This window comes from Olsenella profusa F0195, assembly GCF_000468755.1.
In the GTDB taxonomy this organism is placed as follows: domain Bacteria; phylum Actinomycetota; class Coriobacteriia; order Coriobacteriales; family Atopobiaceae; genus Olsenella_F; species Olsenella_F profusa.
The window spans coordinates 164,722-183,288 of record NZ_AWEZ01000045.1 but is presented as its reverse complement, the minus strand read 5'-3'; the positions used below and the strand labels follow the sequence as shown (position 1 = coordinate 183,288).

The window sequence follows — 18,567 nt, the reverse complement described above, 5'->3', positions numbered from 1 at the left end:
CTCCCTACTCGTCGACGAACGATGCCGCAGGCGCCGAGGTGGTGTCGGGAACGTCAGCCGACACGTCGTCGTCACCCGTAAGCACCTGCACCTTCTGCTCGGCCTCGGCGAGCCGTGCACGGAGGCTGGCAAGGAGCTCCACCCCCCTGCCGTAGTAGGCCAGCGAGTCCTCGAGCTCGAGGTCTCCGGATTCCAGCTCGCGAACGATGCGCTCGAGCTCCACGGACGCCTCCTTGAAGCTCATGTCCTCGATCTTCCTGTCAAACGTCTCAGCCACGATGGCTCCCATCTCCCGTGCTGACGTCCCCGTCGGCATTCCCTGTCTTGATACCACTCACCTGTGCCACAAACGAGCCCTGCCCCAACAGGACGAAGACCTCCTGGCCCCTAGCGAGCGACGCGGCATGCGACACCACGCGGCCCCTCCCATCCCGCACGATGGCATAGCCGCGAGCGAGCACCTTGAGGGGCGAGAGCGCCTCCAGCGTGCCGGCACTGCGCGCCATCACCGCCTCGAAGGGACGCAGGATACGGCCGGGAAGCGCTCGCAGGTGCCGTTCGCTCTGGGCAAGGGTGGCACCCTGTTGCCTCAGCATGCGGGGCATGGCACCCTGCAGCCGCTCGGCCGTCTGCGCGAGGTCACTCTCCCGCGCGTGAAGCTGCGCGGCAGGGTCGGTCAGACAGGGGCGTGCGGCATAGGCGTCAAGCTGTGCGGCACGGGAGGAAAGCCCGCCCCGCATGGCCTTGGCAAGCTCGGCCGAGAGCACCCCCACGCGCTCCTTCCCGAGCGCCACCGTCTGTCCAAAGGCATGCGCGAGGCGACTTGCGCGCGTCTGCGTGATGCTCACCAGCTCGTCGAATGCCGGCGCAACGGACTCCGCCGCCGCCGTAGGCGTGGACTGGCGCCGGTCGGAGACCATGTCACAGATGGAGGTGTCGGGCTCGTGACCGATGCCTGTGACCACCGGAACGGGGCAGGCAGCAACCGCACGAGCCAGTGCCTCGTCGTTGAAGGTCATGAGATCCTCGAAGGAGCCTCCGCCACGCACCAGCAGGATGCAATCGGGGTGCGCGGCGGCGGCCACATCAAGCGCGCGCATGATGGTTGCGGGAGCCTCGGACCCCTGAACGGAGCAGCCCACCTCCAGAATCTCCACGAGGGGGTTCCTGCGTGCGAGCGTGCGCCTGACATCCTCGATGACGCTGCCCGAGAGGGACGTGACCACGGCCACGCGCGTGCAGAAGCGCGGTATGGGGCGCTTGCGTGCCAGATCCATAAGCCCCTCGCGCTCAAGCTTACGCGCGAGTTTGGCAACCTGCTGACGCAGACGCCCCTCGCCTTCCTGGGACAGGCTCTTGACAATGAAGGAGAGACGGCCCGATCCCTGGTAGACGTCAAACGAGCCCGTCAGCTGAATCCTGAGGCCATCCTTGAGCTCGAAGCCACAGCCTGCATAGATGCCACGCCACACGATGACCGACAGGGATGACTCAGCGTCCTTGACCTCAAAGTAGCAGTGTCCCGAGCGTGCGTTGGGTCCCCTGAACCCACTCACCTCGCCGATGACCACAAGGGTCGGGATGGCGGATACGGCCCCCTTGGCGATGCGCACGGCCTCGCTGACGCTGAGGACTCGCTCGTTCGCCATGCTAGCTCCTCCTGTTGACGCGGCCCATGTAGTAGAGCAGCTGCATCACGGACACGAGAGCCGATGCCACATAGGTGAGGGCCGCCGCGGTCAGCACCTGACGGGCGCCCCGCTGATCGATGCCACCACCATTGCTGCCGAGAAAAGCGACGGCCCGACGGGACGCGTCAATCTCCACCGGCAGCGTGACCAGCTGGAAGAGCACCGTGAACGCGAAGAGGAACACGGCTAGGCGCATGAGTCCCAGGAAGTTGAGGAGTATGCCCGTCAGAAGAACGACGCCCCAGGCATTACTGGTGAAGTTGACGACGGGCACGAGGGTCGTGCGGATGCGGCCGGGCAGATAGCCACGGGCCGTCTGAACGGCATGGCCCGCCTCATGGCAGGCAACGGCCACGGACGCGACGGAGCCGCCGCCGCTGTTCTCGGGCGAGAGGTGCAGCATGCTGTCACGTGGGTCGAAGTAGTCCGTGAGGTGGCCGGCGACGCTGCCGATGCCCACGAAGGACGCGCCCTCCGCATCCAGCATGCGACGGGCGACCTCCGCCCCCGTCTGCCCCGATGAGGCGGGAACCGCTGACCAGCGCGCGTACGTGCGCTTGATGTATGCCTGGGTGAGACCGCCCAGAACGAGAGAGACGATGATGATGAGCCAGTAGCTCATGTCTCCGTACAAGAGAGAGGTATGCATGGAAGGCCTCCTGACGTAGAGATACTGGGTGATGTGTACCCCCTGCGCAGCGCAGACCACCCATACAGGGAAGATACCATGCATATGCTACAACAACGAACCATGACCCTAGGCTAGAGGAGCTCCACGCGTCCCTCCTTGACGGTGAGCCCCGTCTCGCCCGCAAGAAGCCGCTCCAACTGCCTGCCCACCAGCTCGTAGCGCCAGCCGGACGTGCGGATGCGCGCCTCACTGCGCCCCTGCATGAAGTCCAGGAGGTCATCCTTGGTGGCAATGACCTGTGACGCAATGCCACTCTTGTTGGAGACGACCCTGAGCATGGCATACATGAGGTCGAGCACGCCCTCCACCTCCTGGGAGGGGCGCTCGTGGTGGCTCCTCTTGGGATATGTCTCGGGACGTGCCTTGGCACCGCGCTCGATGGCGGCAAGGGCGCCCTGGGCGTCCCTGCCCTTGAGCTGCTCGGCACCGCGAATGCGTCGCAGGCGCTCGGGCGAGTGCGGCAGACGTTTGCAGGCCTCCACGACGACCTCGTCGGAGACGACCCACTTGCGCGGCATGTCCCGCTGTGCCGCAAGCTCCTCACGCCAGGCACAGAGCTCTCGGGCAACGGCAAGCTGCTTGCGCGTGAGCGAGTTCACACGCTTGAGGTGCGTGTAGGCCTTGCGAGGATCACGGACGTAGTGGCTCGCATCCGTCACGAGCGCCATCTCGGGCTCGACCCACGAGAGCCGCCCGCGGCGGGCGAGGTCCTCCACCATGCGCTCGTGGATGTGCGGCAGATACCGCACGTCATCCTCGGCATATTGCAGCTCGTCGGCATCAAGTGGACGGCGCGACCAATCGGACAGCGACTCCGCCTTGGGCAGATGCACCTTGCAGTAGGACTCGACGAGCGCACCGTAGCCAATCTGCTGACGCAGGCCCAGGAAGGCCGCCGCCACCTGCGTGTCAAACACCGGCGCACACTCGATGCCCAGGGTGGTATGGATGACTTCCAGGTCCTGCGTACACGCATGGAACACCTTGATGATGTCGTCATCAGCCAGGAGGTCGGCAAGCGGGGCAAGGTCATCGAGGAGGATGGGGTCGATGCAGGCGCATTCCTCTCCCGTCCCCACCTGGACGAGGCAGAGCTGAGGGTAATATGTCCGTTCCCTGATGAACTCCGTGTCGACGGCCAACACCTTGTGATGCCGCGCCCTCTCGCAAAATGACGACAGTCCAACAGGATCGGATATGTACACGAGGTCTCGATTCGGTCTGTGAGCGGCGCAGGGGCCGCCATGGAGTATCATGGGAGCACGAGCTGTGTGCGCAATGCCAACTATCATAGCGAATGAAGGGTACCTGCGTGTGCGGAGCCTCATCGTCCACAACAATCGCTCTGGCTTTGGCTCGGATGCCATCTTCGAGTTCGAGCGCTTCCTTGTCCGCCCGGGCGACGAGTGCGTGCTGCGGGTGTTGGACGAGGGGGAGGCCATCGAGCACGCGCTGCGGGATGCCTCCTCGTTTGACCTCGTGATCCTCTCAGGGGGTGACGGGACGGTCGCGAACGCCCTGGACGCCCTCGCAGGACGCGACATTCCCACCTGCATCTTCCCGTCAGGCACGGCCAACCTGCTCTTTGCCAACCTTGGCAACGCCATGGAGCCGCAGGCCATGGCGCATGCCTGCCATGAGCTCACCTGCTTCCGAGGCGACCTGGGCACGATGAGCTGGCACACGGATGGTGGCTCCGATCATGCCCGGGGCTTTGCCCTCATGGCGGGCATGGGCTTTGACGCGCAGCTCATGAGAGCGGCACTGCCCAACAAGCGGCGTATGGGCGAGGCTGCCTACTTCGCCGCCGCCTTCTCGAACCTCCATCCAACCATGCTGCACTTCACCATCGACTGCGATGGCACCGTCTGCGAGCGTGACGGCATCTCCTGCATGGTCGCCAACAACGCTATGATGCAGGGCGAGATCGAGATCGTCTCGGACTGCCGCATGGACGATGGGAAGCTTGACGTCATCGTGCTCGAGGCATCGGAGGCCGCAGGGCTCCTGCGCCCCATCTTTGCGGGCGTGCTCGACCGTACGGGCAAAAGCATCGGCCGACCCCACATCGAGCACTTCAGGGGCAGACGCATATCCGTGCAGTCCGACAGCTCCATGCCGATGCAGATTGATGGCGAGGTCATCGAGGGATGCACGCACGGTTTCTCCGCACAGGTGCGTCCTGCCTCAACACGCCTGACCATCGACCATGCCAGCCCCTATCACACCAGCGCGCGCCTCGTACGTGGCACCGTCGACGTCCACGGGGGGAGGTAGCGGTGTACTCCTTCGAGAGCAGGATCCGCTACAGCGAGTGTGACGAAACGGGCAGCCTCTCCATACGGGGGATGATCGACTACCTCCAGGACTGCTCCACCTTTCATGCCATCGAGCTGGGGTTGGGACCCGAGCACATGAGGCGGAACCACTACAGCTGGCTCGTCGCCGCCTGGCAGATAGAGATCGAGGGCCTGCCGGCCCTGGGTGAGACCATCACCACGGGCACATGGTGCCCAGGCCTCAGGCGCTCACAGGCCGTGCGCTGCTTTACCATCACCTCGTCCTCGGGCACGGTACTCGTAAGGGCCGACTCGTTGTGGTTCGTGTTCGATACCCAGAAGGGCATGCCCATACGCGTGCCCCCGAGCCAATTGGCCTACGTCTCCGGCGAGCCTCGCATAGACTTACCGCCCACACGGCGCAGGGCGCAGGTGGAGGGTCCCTTCGTCGAGCTGGCCCCCATCGTGGTGTCGGAGCGGCTGCTTGACACGAATCGTCACGTCAACAATGCGAACTACATCCAGATGGCGCTCGACGGCGCAGCGCATGCCGATGGGTATCACATCCCCCACCGCATCTACGCGCAGTACAGAAGCATGGCTCTTCTCGGTGACACCATTCACCCGCGCCTCTATGGTACGGCCGGCGACAGAACCGTTGGGCTCATGGACAAGAGGGGCAATCCCTATGCCATCGTGAATCTCGAGAGGTGGCGCGACACCGTCCACAAGCGATAAGATGACAGGAACCACAAAGAAAGGAAGCGTCATGGACCCCACGCCCAACCAGCAGCAGCCCCAGCAGGCCCCGTACCAGCAGGCGCAGGCGCCACAGCCGACACCCCAGCAGCAGGCCCCGTACCAGCAGGCGCAGGCGCCACAGCCGACACCCCAGCAGGCAGCCTACCAGCCGCCCCGCACGCCCCAGATGCCCACACAGCCCATCTCCGCCACGGTCCCACCCAACAGCACCGGCTCAAACAGGCGGGCGTACGCCATCATCGGCGTCGTGATAGCCGCACTGGTGGTGTTCGTCGTAGCACTGGCCATGACCTTCGGCAGCCAAGTGACGCCTTCCCGTCCCACCGGCAGGAACGGCGAAAGCACGACCACCACCCGTGACAAGGGCACCAGCACGAGAGACAAGAGCAGGGACAAGAGCAGGGACAAGGACGACAGCGATGCCCCCAAGAAGCGCAACACCAGCCCCTATGGCACCAACAATGGCGACAACTCCCGACAGCACCAGGACGCCAGCCTGACCTTGGAAGACTTCCTTGAGTAGGGCCGATGACATCTTCGGGCGGATGTGCACGGACATCATCGAGCATGGTGTCACAACCGAGGGGCAAAGGGTCCGTCCTCACTGGCCCGACGGAACCCCTGCCTACACCATCAAGCGTTTCGGCATCTGCAACCGCTACGACCTGAGGGAGGAGTTCCCCGCCCTCACCCTCAGGCGTACGGCCCTCAAGAGCGCCATGGACGAGATCCTCTGGATCTACCAGCGAAAGTCCAACGACATCCACGACCTCAACAGCCACATCTGGGACGAGTGGGCAGACGAGACAGGCTCCATCGGCAAGGCCTACGGCTATCAGGTGGGTCAGGTCTCCCATTACCCCGATGGGGACTTCGACCAGATGGATCGCGTTCTCAAGGACCTCCGCGAGAACCCCTATAGCCGTCGCATCATGACGAACCTCTACACGTTCTCCGACCTCTCCGAGATGCACCTCTACCCCTGCGCCTACAATGCCATCTACAACGTGACGCAGGAGCCCGGGGTCGAGAAGCCCACCCTCAACATGCTGCTCGTGCAGCGCAGCCAGGACGTGCTCGCCGCCAACAACTGGAACGTCTGCCAGTACGCCCTCCTGCTCATGATGGTGGCCCAGTCCGTAGACATGGTGGCCGGCGAGCTGGTGCACATGATCGCCGACGCCCACATCTACGACCGCCATGTGGACATCGTCAGGGAGCTCGTCCGGCGACCGCACCACCCCGCTCCGCACGTGGCCCTCAACCCCCTGGTCACGAACTTCTACGACTTCACGACCGATGACCTCATCGTGGAGGGCTACGAGCACGGCCCGCAGGTGAGGGACATTCCCATCGCCATCTAGCATCGAGGAGAGACCATGAGGGCAATCGTCTCCGTGACGAACGATTGGGGCATTGGCCGAGATGGGCGGCTGCTGGTGCCCAACAAGGCGGACATGCATCACTTCGTGGAGCTCACACGTGGCTGCACCGTGCTCATGGGACGCATGACGTTCGAGGGCCTTCCCAAGGGGCCCCTCAGGGGAAGGCGTAACGTCATCGTCTCCCACAACGGCACCTACGAGCGCACCGGGTTCCCGCGAACGGGCTCGGGTGACGTTCCTGGCTATGAGGTGTGCACTTCCTTCGAGGACGCCTTGACGGCCGTCGCGGGCGACGGCGCCGACCGGGTGTGGCTCATAGGGGGCGAGAGCCTGTACCGCGCCCTGCTCCCGGCCTGCAGTGAGGTGGAGGTCACCAAAAATGACACGTGCATCCCCGCGGACGCCTTCTTTCCCGACCTCGACGAGGATGCCGCATGGGAGGTCGTGCGGCGCAGCTCGGGCGGCACTACGGATGACGGCGTCACGTTCGAGTACGTCACCTATCGTCGCGGCGCATGACGCCCAGACACATCCACGAGCAAGAAGGGGGCTCCCGGCATCAGCCGGAAGCCCCCTCATGCCACGCGTCGTACCCCCTCTTCGATCTCCTTGATGGCCTCTCAGCGGCATCCTTGACGTTGGCGTTAGTCACTGACGGCGAGACCGTCGCCTTGTCACCCTCCACCTTGACGTCCTCAATCTCATAGTCGAAGTGCTTGAGCACATGACCCCTCAACTCGTAGGGGTCGATGCCATGCCGCTCCATCCCATCCAGATCGGACTGGCCGACATTACCCATGTAGGGCCTGAGGTTCTCTCCTCGGTGGGGTTCTTACATGCGTCACGTCCTTCGTGGAAGACTCGATGAGCTCCTGGTCGTTCTGACAGGCAGAAAGTCCCACGGTCATGTCGGCAGCGACGGCGGCGGCGCCGGCCACGGTCACCATGCGTCGCATCATGCTTCGTGCGTTCATGTCTCCTCCCCCATGCATATGGCAGAGAAAGCCTCTTGTGCGCATAGAGTACTTCACGAGACGGTATCGCCACCCCTTCGAATGAGAGGGTGACACCGGCGCGGCGTGGGCCGGGTCCCACAGGACCCGGCCCGATAGCGCTAGGGTGATGCCCGGCCTCACTCGTAGTCGTTTGACTCGCTCACCATGGAGCGCAGGAACTCCTCGTTCCCCTTGCGGCCACGCGAGAGCTCGGCGGCGGCCACGACGGGCAGCCAGTAGCGAACCTTCTGCTTGGGCATGTCCGCGTACCTGGAGTACGCATCGAGATAGGCGTCCGCAAGGGCAGGGAAGGTAAGCTTGAAGAGGATGTAGGTCATGGCCGCATCCGCCTCGGGCAAGCCAATAGTGACGTGCGTCCAGTCGCAGACGCAGACGCCCTGCTCCCCCACGACCACATTGGAGGGATTGAAGTCGCCATGACAGATGGCCCTGCCGGAGCGCAGACGGTCGGCCCTCATCTGCAGATCGTAGCGAGCACTGGGGTCGAGACCCTCCACGCGCCCGATCATACGCACGACCTTCGCGGACTGATGGGTGAGCGCGGCGGGCACGGGGGCTTGCTGAACCTTGATCTGGAGGTCAACGAACTGGTCGAGCAGCTCGCCCTCCCTGGGCGTACCCCCTGCATCCAGCAGCTGCTCCGCGAGCGTCGTGCCCTCGAAGCAATCCGTCGCAAGTGCCCAGCTGCCGTCCTTGAGACGAGACACCTCAATGACCTCGGGCGTCTCAACCGGAAGATCACCCTCGGCAACGCGTGCGAGGTTGAGCGCCTCGCGGAAGACGTCGCTGGCGGGCTTGGTGGGAACGAATGCCTTTACGATTCTGTCGCCATCACGATAGACGACCTTGTTGTGTCGGGTGACAAGCTCAACCTTGTTGCCTGATAGCTCCATCCTGTGCTTCCTCCCAATTGAGCGTAGCGGTTAATCCTCGTAGGAACTTGCGGGGCGATCATAGTAGGCATCAAGGTAGAGTTCCTTGATCTCGCTCACAAGTGGATAGCGGGGGTTGGCGCCTGTGCATTGATCGTTGAATGCCTGGAGACTCATCTCGTCCAGCGTCTTGAGGAAGTAGTCCTCGTCCACGCCATACTCCGCGATGGTGTGCTTGACGCCCACGTAATCGAAGAGCTCGCCGATCTTGTCGAGGAACTTCTCGAAGACCTCGGCATCATCCGTGCCCGTGACGCCACAGTAGCGCGCGGCCTCGGCATAGCGGGCCAGGGTCTTGGGATGGTCGTACTGCGGGAAGGTGCCCATCTTGCAGGGGCGCTCGGCCGCGTTGTAGCGCATGATGCGCCGCAGGATGACCGCGTTGGCCCAACCGTGCGGAATGTGGTGGAAGGCACCCAGCTTGTGGGCCATGGAGTGGTTGACGCCCAGAAACGCACTGGCAAAGGCAAGGCCACCCAGGCAGGAGGCATTGGCCATGTGGTCGCGTGCCTCGACGTCGTTGGGGTTGTCATACGCGCGAGGCAGATAGTCGAAGACGAGCCTCATGCCGCGCAGGGCATAGCCGTCCGTCATGTCAGAGGCCATGACGGAGACGTAGGCCTCAAGGCAGTGCGTGAGTACGTCCACGCCGGAGGCGGAGGTGAGGCCCTTGGGCTGCGTCATCATGTTGTCGGTATCCACGATGGCCATGTTGGGCATGAGCTCGTAGTCGGTGATGGGCCACTTCACGCCCGTCTCGGCATCGGTGATGATGGCGAACGGCGTGACCTCGGAGCCCGTGCCGGAGCTGGTGGGGATGGCGACGAAGAAGGCCTTCTTGCCCATCTTGGGGAAGTCGTAGACCCTCTTGCGGATGTCCATGAAGTCCATGGACATGTCCTCGAAGCGCTCGTCGGGGTTCTCGTACATGGACCACATGATCTTGCCGGCGTCCATGGCCGACCCACCGCCGATGGCGATGATCACATCAGGGGCGAAGGCGCGCAGCTGCTTGACGCCCTCGAGCGCGTCCTGCAGCTTGGGGTCGGGCGAGATGTTCCAGAAGCTGGAGTGCACGATGCCCATCTTGTCGAGGGGTTCCTCGATCTTGCGCGTAAATCCGCTCTCGAACAGGAACTTGTCCGTGACGATGAAGGCGCGCCTCTTGCCATAGACCTCCTTGAGCTCGCGGAGCGCGACGGGCATGCAGCCCTTCTTGAAGTAGACCTTCTCGGGGGTGCGAAGCCACAGCATGTTCTCACGCCTCTCAGCAACGGACTTTATGTTCAGGAGGTTGTTGACGCCCACGTTGCCGCTCACGGAGTTGCCGCCGTAGGAGCCACATCCCAGCGTGAGCGATGGGGTGAGCATGAAGTTGTAGATGTCGCCGATGCCACCCTGGGCTGCCGGGGTGTTGATGAGGATGCGGCAGGTCTTCATGGCGCTCTCGTGCTTGGCCATCCTCTCGCTCTCGTGCGTGTCGATGAAGAGCGAGCTGGTATGGCCATAGCCGCCGTCGGCAATGAGGCGCGAGGCCTTGGCCAGAGCATCGTCGAAGTCGGATGCACGATACATGCCCAGGATGGTCGTGAGCTTTTCGTGAGCCCACGGCTCGGAGGGGTCGACGGAGGTCACCTCGCCAATGAGCACCTTGGTGCTGGCGGGCACGGAAACCCCTGCCGCTTCGGCGATGTAGGGGGCCTTCTGGCCGACCATCTTGGCGTTGACGCCACCGTTGACGATGACGGTGTTGCCGACCTTGGCAATCTCGTCGCCCTTGAGGAAGTAGCAGCCACGGCGCTCGAACTCGGCCTTCACGGCATCGTACACGTCGTCCAGGACGATGACGTTCTGTTCGGTGGCACAGATCATGCCATTGTCGAACGTCTTGGAATGGATGATGGAATTGACGGAGAGCTGAATGTCGGCGGAGCTGTCGATGATGGCGGGGTTGTTGCCCGGCCCCACGCCCAAGGCGGGCTTGCCGGAGCTGTAGGCGGCACTCACCATGCCAGGGCCACCCGTCGCCAGGATGCAGTCCACGGAACCCATGAGGGCACCCGTGAGCTCGATGGTGGGAGATGGCACCCAGTCGATGATGCCCTTGGGACACCCGGCGGCCTCCGCCGCATCGCGCACGATGCGCGCGGCCTCGATGGTGCATGCCTTGGCACGGGGATGCGGGCTGATGATGATGGCATTACGCGTCTTCAGGCAGACGAGCGTCTTGAAGACGGCCGTGGAGGTGGGATTGGTCGTAGGGATGACTGCCGCAATGATGCCCAGGGGCTCGGCGATCCTCTTGAAGCCGTAGGCCTTGTCCTCCTCGATGACGCCACAGGTCTTGGTGTGCTTGTAGGCGTTGTAGATGTACTCGGAGGCGTAATGGTTCTTGATGACCTTGTCCTCCATGACGCCCATGCCGGTCTCGTCGACCGCCATCTGGGCGAGTGGGATACGGGCCTTGTTGGCAGCAAGAGCAGCCTGGTAGAAGATCTCGTCGACCTTCTCCTGGCTGAACGTTGCAAACTCAGCCTGTGCTGCACGCATCTCCTGAATGCGGGTAGCCAGCGCCTCGACGCTGTCGATCCTGGTTGCTGTCTGATCCATGTGCTCCCCCTACGTACTCGCATCTGACACGAACGCCCCCCGTCCCTGACATATGCCCCTCTTGGAAGCACGCATGACAGACACCAAACGGGAAGACGAGCCTACGAACAACAGGCAGTGCGGCAGCGTGGCACCGTTATCGACCGCTTGCCGAGGAGAACCGCACGCTCAATTCTCTTTGGGCACCACTCGCGGAAAAGGCGACCAGTGACTGCCGCATTTCATTATAGGCCATAGTCTCGGCTCCGTCGGTGGATTTGGGAGCGAACCTCTGGTGTGGGGAGACATCGCCTCACGCATGCGCCCACTCGCGTGCAAGCTTGCGTTCCAGATCCATGACCTGGAACTTTGCATTCTCTGGTACGGCGATGATACGACGCCAGCCATCCTCGTTGCGCAGCCGGAAATCGACGAGGGGGCCAAAGCCGCCCGTGAGCTGGGACGAGGCAACGGGGAAGCTGGGGTCCGTCTTCAGACCGGGGTAGCGCACCTCCCCCACGCATGGATGGCAGCACAGATACGACGCGACCGCCTGCGCGGCATCACCGGCCGCACGCCGGCGCGCGTCGAGTGCATGGAGCGTGTCCGCAGTGGGGGCGCACCGCCGCGTGGCCCGGGCGTCGAGGCGCGCCGCAAGGCCGGCACAGCCATGGGCACCCTGCCCTGCGTCACGGCTGAGCCCTACGGCGACGAGGGATGCGGCCTCTCCCCCCTCACCAACGGGTGCCAGGGAGACATCAGCCCCCAGGCGGGTAGCGGCACAGCCAAAGAACGTCGTGAGCGTAAGGTCGACCACAAGGGGCGTGCCCGCCGCCGCGCGCTGGCGCGCCAGCGCGCGGACGTCGTGCATCGCGATGGGTCTGCCCGAGAGCGGTGCCACCACATCCCCGGCATCCAGCCCCAGCATCTCGACGCAGGTGGCCACGTCCGCCGCCGGCACGAGCCACACCTTGGCATGTGCGCCCAGCGCCCGCGCCAACAGCCGGTCGGGAGCGGGGCGCGGGGAGTCTCCCGAACCAGCATGCCTCACGGACGCACCCATGGAAGCCCCCTCTCAATCGCTCTGTGTGATGCCCTAGCCGCGGCGTTCGGCGACCTCCGCCGTCACGTCTGCGATGAAGTCGTCCAGGCTGCGCTGCACGGTCTCCCCCGAGCGATCGCGCACGGAGATGTTGCCCGCCTCAACCTCCCTCTCGCCCAGGATGAGCATGTAGGGGACACGGTCGATGGAACGTGCCTCGCGGATCTTGTAGCCGATCTTCTCGTTGCGCCCGTCCACCTTCACGCGCAGACCGGCAGCGCGCAGGCTCCTGCCCACGTCCTCGGCATAGGCAAGGCTCTTCTCGGAGACGGGCAGCACCTTCACCTGGCAGGGCGAGAGCCACGTGGGGAACTTGCCCTCGTACTGCTCGATGAGCATGCCGCAGAAGCGCTCGAAGCTACCGAAGCCCGCGCGATGGATCATGATGGGACGCCGCTTGCTGCCATCGGATGCGGTGTACTCGAGCTCGAAGCGCTCGGGCAGCTGGAAGTCCAGCTGGATGGTGCCGCACTGCCAGGTGCGCCCCAGACAGTCCTGCAGGTGGAAGTCGATCTTGGGGCCGTAGAACGCGCCGTCGCCCGGGTTGAGGGTGTACGCGACGCCCATGGACTCCAGGGCCTCCTTGAGGCCGGCCTCGGCCCGCTCCCAGTCCTCGTCGGAACCCATGCAGTCGTCGGGACGGGTGGAGAGCTCAACCCTGTAGGGGAAGCCAAACTGGTGATAGTAGGTGGTGATGAGGTGCGCGGTGTCGGTGACCTGATCGGTGATCTGCTCGGGTGTGATGAAGAGGTGGGCGTCGTCCTGCGTGAACTCGCGCACGCGGAAGAGGCCGTGGAGCGCTCCCTTGAGCTCGTGGCGGTGGTCCAGTCCCGCCTCCGCCAGCTTGAGCGGGAGGTCACGGTAGGAGCGCGGCCGGCTCCTGTAGATGAGGCAGGCGCCTGGGCAGTTCATGGGCTTGACGGCGAAGTCCTCGTCGTCGATCCGGGTCGTGTACATGTTGTCCTTGTAGTGGTCCCAGTGGCCGGAGGTCTCCCAGAGGCTGCGCGAGAGGATGATGGGGGTCTGCACCTGCTCGTAACCGTAGGCGTCCTGCATCTCCTGCCAGTACTGCATGAGGGCGTTCTTCACGCGCATGCCGTTGGGCAGCCAGAACGGGAAGCCCGGGCCGGCGTCGCTCGTCATGAAGAGCTCCATCTCGCGACCGATCCTGCGGTGGTCGCGCCTCTCGGCCTCGGCGAGCAGCCTGAAGTGCTCGTCCATCTCGGCCTTGCTGCGGAATGCCACGCCACTCACGCGCGTGAGCATCTTGTTGGCCTTGTCGCCCCTCCAATAGGCGCCCGAGACGCCCGTGAGCCTGAAGGCCTTGAGCGCCTTGGTGTAGAGCAGGTGGGGGCCCACGCACATGTCGACATACTCGCCCTGCCTGTAGAAGGTGATGCGGGCATCGGCGGGAAGGTCGGCGATGTGCTCCACCTTGTACTTCGCGCCACGCTCCCGCATGTGGGCGAGGGCCTTCTCGCGGGGGAGCTCGTAGGTCTCGAACTTGAGGTTCTCCTTGCAGATCCTCCTCATCTCCTCCTCGATGGCAGGGAGGTCGTCCTCGGAGATCCTGGTGCCCTCGGGGAGGTCGATGTCGTAGTAGAAGCCGCCTTCCGTGGCGGGGCCATAGGCGAAGTCAGCCTCTGGGTACAGGCGCTTGATGGCCTGGGCCATGATGTGGGCCGCGGAGTGGCGGATGACATGGAGCTCCTCGTCCTCGGGGATCTCGTCGACGCGGCCATCGTTGAACAGTGCTTTCATATCGACCTCTCTTTGGCCCATACGGGCGGCGACCTGGGCCTCGTGTGGCTCAGGTCGCCGCGACCATACCATGCTCGTACTGCACGGCTAGTCTACAACATTCGCCGCCTTGACCGCTCGCCACCAAAAAGGCGACAAATGGGGCAGGTCGTGCCACGATGCGCGACTATGGGCATGGTGGCACGGTCACATCCATGGCGGTCTCGAGCACCGACGTCGGGCCATGCCCTGGGCCTCGCTGGCCCACTCGGGGGCGTTGCGCCTGACCCAGATGCCGGCTGCTCGGAAGGACCAGATCTCGGCGAAGCCGTTGAGGAACTGGCCGATGAGGCACAGCACGACGAACAGCGCGCCGAGACCGAAGAGGGTGCCGACAGGCGACGCCATGTGAGCGGCACCATAGGTGCTACCACGCAGGGACGTCAGGAACAGGCCGACGGCGGTGCCGTCGCCAAAGAGCAGGACGATCAGGAAGTAGATGGCGTTCACGATGACGACCGGTAGCACGACGGCGGCCACCAGGGAGCCGACGCCCCTCTTGTACGCCGAGAACAGGTCAGAGAGCTGGAAGGCCTGGCCGAACCTACCGAACAACGCCATGCGGACGCAGGCGAGCGTGTAGAGGGCGCTGCCGAAGACGAGGACGGCGATGGGGATGACCCAACCGAGAACGGGAATCGCTGCCAGCGCCAACAGCCAGACGTTCGCGATGCCGAACAGGAGGCCGAGGATGGCGGTGAACAGGCCCGTAAGGAAGGTCCTCGTGCTGAAGTTGCCCTGGGGAAGCTGGGTCGAAACGCTGCCGCGCGCCGCGTCGGCCGACCATTCGAGCCCATAGCCCGTCACATGGAACCCCAGGATGGGCACACACTTCATGACCATGAGCAAAAGGACCCACCTCACCCAATTGGGAGACGAGGTGATGTCGTGCCAGGCGCTGCCGAGGCAGCCCGGCTGCTGCGGAGGCACCATCGGCATGGGCTGCGGCTGGTACTGGGACTGGACGCCCTCCGGCTCAGCTCTGGCCGTGGGAGCAGGCCCGGGTTCAGTCGCAGGAGCCGCGGCCGGTTGGGCCTCAGACGTCGGGACCTCCCTCGCGCCTAGGGGCTGACCGCAGTTGCCACAGAACTTGGTACCATCCGCGACGGGCCTGCCACAGTGCGGACAAAACATGTCGTGTCCCTTCCTGCCAATGTCCAGAAGCCAGGTCAGTCTAACACGCACGGTCTCTCAGGCAGGAGATGGACGAGGACACGTTACGATTCGTCGGGGCGGGGCGCCAGCTTGCACACTGTAGCGGCAGCTACCGCAGCTACCTGCAACGATGGCACAGCATAGGGGACAGCCACCCTACCCGTCACCTTGGCAGGGCGTCACGCCAGGCAATGACGAGCCACATGGCAGGGATGGACCCTCACATAGACCGTACCCGAAAGGCACGCAACGCGATGCATACGTTGTGCGCCTGACACAGGACGCGAGAATGGACGGCTCGGAAACGATGGGCGTGGGGGTGAGGGATGCGTGGGAACGGCTTATGCCGGACGTGCGTACCCACACGCCCCTACCCTACTGGATGCGGGTGCGGCAGTAGGGACACACCTTCCAGTCCGCGTTGAGGGGCCTATGGCAGGTGGGGCACACGTTGCGCACCTGCGTGTTGCAGACGGGGCAGACCACGAAGTCGCGGTCGATGGGCGCGCCGCACTTGGGGCAGATGCCATAGTGCGAGAGCTGATGCTCGCGCAGGGCGATGTCCAGGTCCTGCTCCTCGCGATCGACGAGGTAGGAGCTGGGGCGCAGGATGACATAGGCAAGCAGGCCCACAATGGGGATGACCGAGATGAGCGCCCAGAGCCACCAGGGCTCTGCGCCGCGACGCTGGGCGTCGCGGATGACATAGACGATGGACAGCACATAGAGCATCACGACCGTTGCCACCATGAGGTAGAGCACCATACGGACCTCAGGGGTGATGAGCTGATCAAGCAGGTCTGACATAGAGCGCGTGCTCCTTTGCTATCGGTTCAGGCGCCGCAGCCTGACATCACGGACAGATAACCTCTTGCGATTGTAGCAAATCTATCGGAGCTGCGCCGCAACCTCACCAGCCAGCGTGATGGAGCCACAAGCCACGAGGGGCGTGTGGGAAAGGGCACGCAGCGCCTCGCTCACCGACGGGAACGCATCGACGGGCTTCCTGCCCCGCGCCACAAAGAGCAGGCCAAGCTCCCGGGCGGGCAGGGCGCGCGGCGAGGTCGTCTGCGTGACATACACTCGCAGGAACGCCGGTGCGAGCAGCTCCGCCATCCCCGCGGCATCCTTGTCGGCGAGCACGGCGCAGAGCAGCGCCGGACGCTCCTGCACGCTCGGAGCCATCTCCTCCAGCGACGAGAGGAACGTGGCCACCGACTGGGGGTTGTGGCAGGCATCGATGAGGAGGGGCGGATCGGGGCGCACGAGCTGGAAGCGCCCTGGCGTGGGACAGGCAACGACACCCTCGTACAGGCGGTCCTGGTCGAGTGCCCGACCCAGGAAACCCTCCGCAAGCGCCACGGCACAGGCGATGTTGGCGGCCTGGTAGGTGGGCTTGAGGGCGGCAAGCCCCGCATAGGTGGTACGCGGCGTCGTCACCGTGAGCTCCACAGGAAAGCCCAGGCGACGCGGACGCCTCGTCACGCGGTAGCTCGCATGGGGAAGCTTGGCGTGCGGGCGAGGCGCACCGGGCCGCATCTCCCCCGTCGCATCCGCAGGGTCCTCGGGGCGAAGCAGCGTGGGCACCACCCCCTCGCAGGCGCACTGCCCCAGGAACACGTCCTCCACCGAGGCGGGTGTCGTCGTACCCACGCCCAGCACGCAGCCTCGTCCCCGTTTGATGATGGCGGCCTTCTCACCCGCGATGGCCTCGAGGGTGTCGCCCAGGATGCGCGTATGGTCGAGCCCCACGCCCGTCACAGCCACGGACTCGATGGAGCCCACGGCGCTCGTGGCATCCCAGCGCCCGCCCATGCCACACTCGAGCACGGCCACGTCCACGCCTGCCTCCGCAAAGAGCACGCAAGCTGCCACCGTGAGCGTGTCGAACTCCGTCACGTCATAGGGCCGCTCCCCTGTCGCGCTGCGCCGCGCGTTCACGCGCAGCCCAGCCTCGTGAGCGGCTGCGATGCCGTGGGCGAAGGCACTCTCGCCCACGGGATGGCCGTCTATCTCGATGCGTTCCGTATAGCTCACGAGCTCGGGCGAGGTGTAGAGGGCGCACCGCAACCCCTCTCCTGCAAGGACGGCCGCCGTGTAGCGGGCCGTCGACGTCTTGCCGTTGGTGCCCGCAATCTGCACGGCACGGAAGCACCGGTCGGGGCCACCCAGCTCGACAAGCATGTCCACCACGGTCTCCAGCAGCGGTTGGATGCCAAACGTGAGCGCGGCATGCAGCGTCTCGAGCGCTGCCCCGTAGGTGAGCTCGGGGACCTCAAAGGGAAGCCGATATGTCATGCGCCCATCGTCCCTCCAGCCGCGCGCTCCGCCGCATCGATGACATGGCGTGCCAGGATGGCGGTCGTAAGCGAACCCACGCCACCCGGCACGGGCGTGATGGCCCCCACGATGGGCTCCACGGCATCGAAGTCCACGTCGCCCACAAGGCGCTGTCGTCGCTCGTCCCAGTGGATGCCCACGTCGACAACGGTCTGGCCGGGCCGGGTGCACGCAGCCACAAGCGTGGCGGGGCGCCCCGTGGCAACCACCACGACATCCGCACGATGGCACTCCGTGGCCAGGTCCCTCGTATGGCTATGGCAGAGCGTCACGGTGGCGTTTGCCGCCTGCAGGAGCAGCGCCACCGGCCTGCCAACGACCAGGGAGCGACCGACCACGCACGCACGCACGCCATCAAGCGGCACGTCGTAGAAGCGCAGCAACTCCATGACGGCATCGGCCGTGCAGGGGGCATGGCCCACCCCCGTGCCCGTGAGCACGGCGGCAAGCGATGCGTCCGTCGCCCCGTCCGCGTCCTTGCCAGGCGCGATGAGGCCCGTTGCGGCACGCTCGTCGAGCTGCGGCGGCAGGGGCCTCATGAGCAGGCAGCCATGAACGCCGGCATCCCCGTTGATGTGCGCGATCGTCTCCTTGAGGGCGGCCTGGGAGCAGTCCGCGGGCAGCACCTCGGCGTGCATCCCAATGCCCACCGCGTCGCAGCGCTTGGCAAGGGCACGCTCATAGCCGAGGTCGTCCTCACGCGCGCCCACTCGCACGATGGCCAGCGTGGGATCGATGCCCCCATCTCGCAGCGCCGCGGCACGACGGACAAGCGACTCGATGAGCCTCCTGGTGACGGGCGCCCCCTTGAGCAGACGGGCCATG

Annotated in this window: 19 protein-coding genes and 1 pseudogene; 5 read left to right on the top strand and 15 right to left on the bottom strand. The window is 64.8% G+C overall.

All coding sequences use genetic code 11. The annotated features are described in order from the left end of the window. Positions 1-4: 4 nt before the first annotated feature. From xseB to rnd, 4 genes are all read right to left on the bottom strand, one after another. Positions 5-277: an exodeoxyribonuclease VII small subunit gene (xseB, locus tag HMPREF1316_RS06565; RefSeq protein ID WP_021726147.1), complete on the bottom strand. Its 273-nt coding sequence runs from the start codon at positions 275-277 to the stop codon at positions 5-7. Continuing rightward, positions 270-1,649, bottom strand: coding sequence for an exodeoxyribonuclease VII large subunit (gene xseA / locus HMPREF1316_RS06560; RefSeq protein WP_021726226.1), 1,380 nt, complete (start codon positions 1,647-1,649; stop codon positions 270-272). Before xseA ends, xseB begins: the two co-directional genes overlap by 8 nt. Position 1,650: 1 nt before the next feature. Continuing rightward, the gene (locus HMPREF1316_RS06555) at positions 1,651-2,313 is read right to left on the bottom strand and encodes a zinc metallopeptidase (protein WP_232204466.1); all 663 of its coding nucleotides are present in this window, start codon (positions 2,311-2,313) and stop codon (positions 1,651-1,653) included. 140 nt (positions 2,314-2,453) lie between these two features. Next, positions 2,454-3,638 carry a ribonuclease D gene (rnd, locus tag HMPREF1316_RS06550; RefSeq protein ID WP_307391768.1) on the bottom strand — a complete coding sequence of 395 codons (1,185 nt, stop codon included), beginning with the start codon at positions 3,636-3,638 and terminating at the stop codon, positions 2,454-2,456. Between the two features lie 22 nt (positions 3,639-3,660). On the opposite strand from rnd, the gene HMPREF1316_RS06545 reads away from it, so the two are divergent. The 5 genes from HMPREF1316_RS06545 to HMPREF1316_RS06525 are packed head-to-tail and all read left to right on the top strand — an operon-like array spanning position 3,661 to position 7,327. After that, the gene (locus HMPREF1316_RS06545; RefSeq protein ID WP_232204464.1) at positions 3,661-4,659 is read left to right on the top strand and encodes a diacylglycerol/lipid kinase family protein; all 999 of its coding nucleotides are present in this window, start codon (positions 3,661-3,663) and stop codon (positions 4,657-4,659) included. Between the two features lie 2 nt (positions 4,660-4,661). Beyond that, a complete protein-coding gene (locus HMPREF1316_RS06540) occupies positions 4,662-5,399 on the top strand; it encodes an acyl-[acyl-carrier-protein] thioesterase (RefSeq protein ID WP_021726038.1) in 738 nt (245 codons plus the stop codon). A gap of 31 nt (positions 5,400-5,430) precedes the next feature. Beyond that, a complete protein-coding gene (locus HMPREF1316_RS06535) occupies positions 5,431-5,946 on the top strand; it encodes a hypothetical protein (protein ID WP_021726175.1) in 516 nt (171 codons plus the stop codon). Then, positions 5,939-6,787 carry a thymidylate synthase gene (thyA, locus tag HMPREF1316_RS06530; RefSeq protein WP_040651659.1) on the top strand — a complete coding sequence of 283 codons (849 nt, stop codon included), beginning with the start codon at positions 5,939-5,941 and terminating at the stop codon, positions 6,785-6,787. Before HMPREF1316_RS06535 ends, thyA begins: the two co-directional genes overlap by 8 nt. A 15-nt stretch (positions 6,788-6,802) precedes the next feature. Then, positions 6,803-7,327 (top strand): dihydrofolate reductase, encoded by a 525-nt coding sequence (locus HMPREF1316_RS06525; RefSeq protein ID WP_021726073.1) that lies wholly within the window; start codon positions 6,803-6,805, stop codon positions 7,325-7,327. 40 nt (positions 7,328-7,367) lie between these two features. Here the strand turns inward: HMPREF1316_RS06525 and HMPREF1316_RS06520 are convergent, their stop codons facing one another. The 11 genes and pseudogenes from HMPREF1316_RS06520 to HMPREF1316_RS06475 all read right to left on the bottom strand — a co-directional run bounded on the left by HMPREF1316_RS06520 (position 7,368) and on the right by HMPREF1316_RS06475 (position 18,566). Beyond that, complete coding sequence (locus tag HMPREF1316_RS06520; protein ID WP_040651656.1) at positions 7,368-7,607, bottom strand: hypothetical protein; 240 nt, start codon at positions 7,605-7,607, stop codon at positions 7,368-7,370. Continuing rightward, a complete protein-coding gene (locus tag HMPREF1316_RS06515) occupies positions 7,600-7,782 on the bottom strand; it encodes a hypothetical protein (RefSeq protein WP_040651654.1) in 183 nt (60 codons plus the stop codon). Before HMPREF1316_RS06515 ends, HMPREF1316_RS06520 begins: the two co-directional genes overlap by 8 nt. A gap of 158 nt (positions 7,783-7,940) precedes the next feature. Then, a complete protein-coding gene (locus HMPREF1316_RS06510; protein WP_021726055.1) occupies positions 7,941-8,717 on the bottom strand; it encodes a phosphotransferase family protein in 777 nt (258 codons plus the stop codon). Positions 8,718-8,747: 30 nt separating this feature from the next. Further along, the gene (gene adhE / locus HMPREF1316_RS06505; protein WP_021726082.1) at positions 8,748-11,366 is read right to left on the bottom strand and encodes a bifunctional acetaldehyde-CoA/alcohol dehydrogenase; all 2,619 of its coding nucleotides are present in this window, start codon (positions 11,364-11,366) and stop codon (positions 8,748-8,750) included. Between the two features lie 292 nt (positions 11,367-11,658). Then, the gene (locus tag HMPREF1316_RS06500; protein ID WP_021726165.1) at positions 11,659-12,408 is read right to left on the bottom strand and encodes a PLP-dependent transferase; all 750 of its coding nucleotides are present in this window, start codon (positions 12,406-12,408) and stop codon (positions 11,659-11,661) included. A gap of 33 nt (positions 12,409-12,441) precedes the next feature. Further along, positions 12,442-14,208: a threonine--tRNA ligase gene (gene thrS / locus HMPREF1316_RS06495; RefSeq protein ID WP_021726255.1), complete on the bottom strand. Its 1,767-nt coding sequence runs from the start codon at positions 14,206-14,208 to the stop codon at positions 12,442-12,444. Between the two features lie 186 nt (positions 14,209-14,394). Continuing rightward, positions 14,395-15,090 carry a DUF4013 domain-containing protein gene (locus tag HMPREF1316_RS06490; RefSeq protein ID WP_232204461.1) on the bottom strand — a complete coding sequence of 232 codons (696 nt, stop codon included), beginning with the start codon at positions 15,088-15,090 and terminating at the stop codon, positions 14,395-14,397. A 225-nt stretch (positions 15,091-15,315) separates the two neighbouring features. Beyond that, positions 15,316-15,381: pseudogene (locus HMPREF1316_RS15060) on the bottom strand (zinc-ribbon domain-containing protein); the annotation flags it as partial. Between the two features lie 396 nt (positions 15,382-15,777). Further along, positions 15,778-16,209: a zinc ribbon domain-containing protein gene (locus HMPREF1316_RS06485; protein WP_021726019.1), complete on the bottom strand. Its 432-nt coding sequence runs from the start codon at positions 16,207-16,209 to the stop codon at positions 15,778-15,780. Between the two features lie 81 nt (positions 16,210-16,290). Next, positions 16,291-17,700, bottom strand: coding sequence for a bifunctional folylpolyglutamate synthase/dihydrofolate synthase (locus HMPREF1316_RS06480; RefSeq protein WP_021726197.1), 1,410 nt, complete (start codon positions 17,698-17,700; stop codon positions 16,291-16,293). Continuing rightward, positions 17,697-18,566 (bottom strand): bifunctional 5,10-methylenetetrahydrofolate dehydrogenase/5,10-methenyltetrahydrofolate cyclohydrolase, encoded by an 870-nt coding sequence (locus tag HMPREF1316_RS06475; RefSeq protein WP_021726251.1) that lies wholly within the window; start codon positions 18,564-18,566, stop codon positions 17,697-17,699. Before HMPREF1316_RS06475 ends, HMPREF1316_RS06480 begins: the two co-directional genes overlap by 4 nt. Position 18,567: the final 1 nt, after the last annotated feature.